Annotated in this window: 1 protein-coding gene; it reads right to left on the reverse strand. The window is 59.9% G+C overall.

Features of this window, described 5'->3' with window-relative positions; all coding sequences use genetic code 11:
* Positions 1–11: 11 nt before the first annotated feature.
* A partial coding sequence (locus APY03_RS19290) for a DDE-type integrase/transposase/recombinase (RefSeq protein ID WP_157103433.1) occupies positions 12–237 on the reverse strand: 226 nt, incomplete at its 5' end.

A 237-nucleotide genomic window follows, 5' to 3' on the forward strand; every position in this document is an offset into this window, starting at 1 on the left:
GTCCGGGCAGGTTATGCCGAAAGCACCGCATGCCAGATCGCGGGCGCGGCTTGGCCGCGAACAAGCAACCGACCGAGATTGAATTGACCCTTGCGAACTCGGTGCAGCAGCTCGACGCCGGCGATCGTCACCGCAGCACGGTCGAAGACCTTGAACCCCAGCATGGGATTGATACGCGACTTCACGCCTCGATGGTCTTGCTCGATCATGTTGTTGAGATATTTCGACGACCGCAGC

Origin of the sequence: Variovorax sp. WDL1 (assembly GCF_001541225.1) — a bacterium.
Classification (GTDB): domain Bacteria; phylum Pseudomonadota; class Gammaproteobacteria; order Burkholderiales; family Burkholderiaceae_C; genus Variovorax.